The 1,902-nt window shown below is 71.2% G+C and carries 2 protein-coding genes; both read left to right on the forward strand.

Going from position 1 to position 1,902, the window contains the following annotated elements; all coding sequences use genetic code 11:
* The first annotated feature begins 237 nt into the window (after nt 1-237).
* Entirely contained in the window at nt 238-1,521 is a 1,284-nt protein-coding gene (locus tag D588_RS0117430) for a cation:proton antiporter (protein ID WP_017916897.1), read from the forward strand.
* A gap of 74 nt (nt 1,522-1,595) precedes the next feature.
* Nucleotides 1,596-1,902 (forward strand): zinc ribbon domain-containing protein (locus tag D588_RS0117435; protein WP_017916898.1); only part of this gene is annotated, 307 nt, incomplete at its 3' end.

Here is a 1,902-nt window from a genome sequence, read left to right on the forward strand (position 1 = left end):
GCCGGTGACAGGTCGACCATGAGGGCGCTGCGACGCCGCGCTGTTGGCTGTCTTCAGCGGCGTGTCGCGTTTGCTGCGACATGGCCTGTGCAGTGCGGGGGCTGGGATCGCACGCGGCCTGTGCCATCGCGGTGCGAGCGATTGGCACGCCAGCGCTCCGTGATGGCACAGCACACGGCCGACCCGGCATCATCGCCGCTGCCGCCGCCGGCGGGTCCCACCGGAATCTCCTGCCCGATGAGCCACGAACTGATCTACCTGTTGCTGATCTTCGCCCTGCTGGTGATCCCGCGCGCGCTGCAACGCTTCAAGATGCCGGCGCCGCTGACCTGCCTGCTGTTCGGCATCATCGCGATGCTGGCGATGGGGCCGCGCGCGCACGACCCGGTGGTGACCCTGCTGGCGACGCTCGGCATCTCTTCGCTGTTCCTGTTCGCCGGCCTGGAAGTGGACCCGAAGGCGCTGCGTCGCGGCTTGTGGCCGCTGCTGCTGCACCTGGTGGTGCGTGGCGGCACCCTGTTCGGCGTCGGCTGGCTGGCCTGGCGCTACGCCGGGCTGTCGTGGCAGGCGGCCGGATTGCTGGCGCTGGCCCTGCTGACCCCCTCCACCGGTTTCATCATCGAGTCGCTGGGGCGGCTGGGGCTGGACGAAGAAGAGCGCTTCTGGGTCACCAGCAAGGCCATCGCCGGCGAACTGCTGGCGCTGGCGGCGCTGTTCGTGATCCTGCAGGCCGGCGATCCCTGGCAGATGGGCCTGTCCAGCCTGGCGCTGCTGGCGATGCTGGTCGGCCTGCCGCTGCTGTTCGTGGCCCTGGGGCGCTGGGTGGCGCCGCAGGCGCCGGGGTCGGAGTTCTCGCTGCTGGTGATGGTCGGCCTGATCGCCGCCTACATCACCTATTCGCTGGGCGTGTACTACCTGGTCGGTGCGTTCATCGCCGGGCTGGTGGCGCGGCTGCTGCGCCAGCGCATGCCGCTGCTGGCCTCCGACGAGAACCTGCAGGCGGTGCGCCTGTTCGCTTCGTTCTTCGTGCCGTTCTACTTCTTCAATGCCGGCACCAAGGTGCCGAGCGGGGCACTGAGCCTGCAGGCGCTGGGCCTGGGCCTGGCCCTGACCGCCTGCGTGCTGCCGCTGCGCATCGGCATCCTCTGGCTGCAGCGGCGGGTGCTGTTCGGCGAAGGCGCGCGCAGCAGCCTGCGGGTGTCGCTGGCGCTGTCGCCGACGCTGATCTTCACCCTGGTGCTGGCCGGCATTCTGCGCGACCGCTTCGCCATCGCCGACGCGCTGTTCGGCGCCCTGCTGCTGTACGCGGCCCTGACCACGCTGCTGCCGGCGCTGCTGCTGCGCATGCCGTTCGACGTCAGCCCGCTGGAGGCGGCGCCGGCCGCGCCGACCGATCCCGCGTCGGCGCAGGCACCGACGGCGCCGGACGAGCCGGTGGCCGAGGCGCCGTTGGCGGACGCACCGACGCCGCCTGCCGGCGTGCCGGAAACGGCGCCGCGGCCCCAGCCCGGGCCGGCGTGATGAGCGGGGACGCTTGAAAGCCTGCGTGCGGCCCCCATACTGGCCGCCTCCGTTGCTCTCGCGTTTTTGCCGCCATGCCGATCTACGCTTTCCAATGTGCCGCATGCGGTCACAGCTTCGACCGCCTGCAGAAACTGTCCGATCCGGATCCCGAGACCTGTCCGTCCTGCGCCGCCCCGGCGGTCAAGCGCCAGCTCACCGCACCGGCGTTCCGCCTGTCGGGCAGCGGCTGGTACGAGACCGACTTCAAGAAGGATGGCGACAAGAAGCGCAACCTGGCCGAGTCGGGGAGTACGGCCAGCAGCGGGGACAGCAAGCCCGCGGCCGCCGCGACGACGTCCGACGCGCCGGCCAAGCCCGCTGCGGCGGCCACGCCTGCCG

The organism is Xanthomonas sp. SHU 308, from assembly GCF_000364645.1.
Lineage (GTDB): Bacteria > Pseudomonadota > Gammaproteobacteria > Xanthomonadales > Xanthomonadaceae > Xanthomonas_A > Xanthomonas_A sontii.

Excerpts from the sequence above, each read along its gene's own strand:
- D588_RS0117430 (WP_017916897.1), top strand. The coding sequence starts at position 238 with ATGAGCCACGAACTGATCTACCTGTTGCTGATCTTCGCCCTGCTGGTG.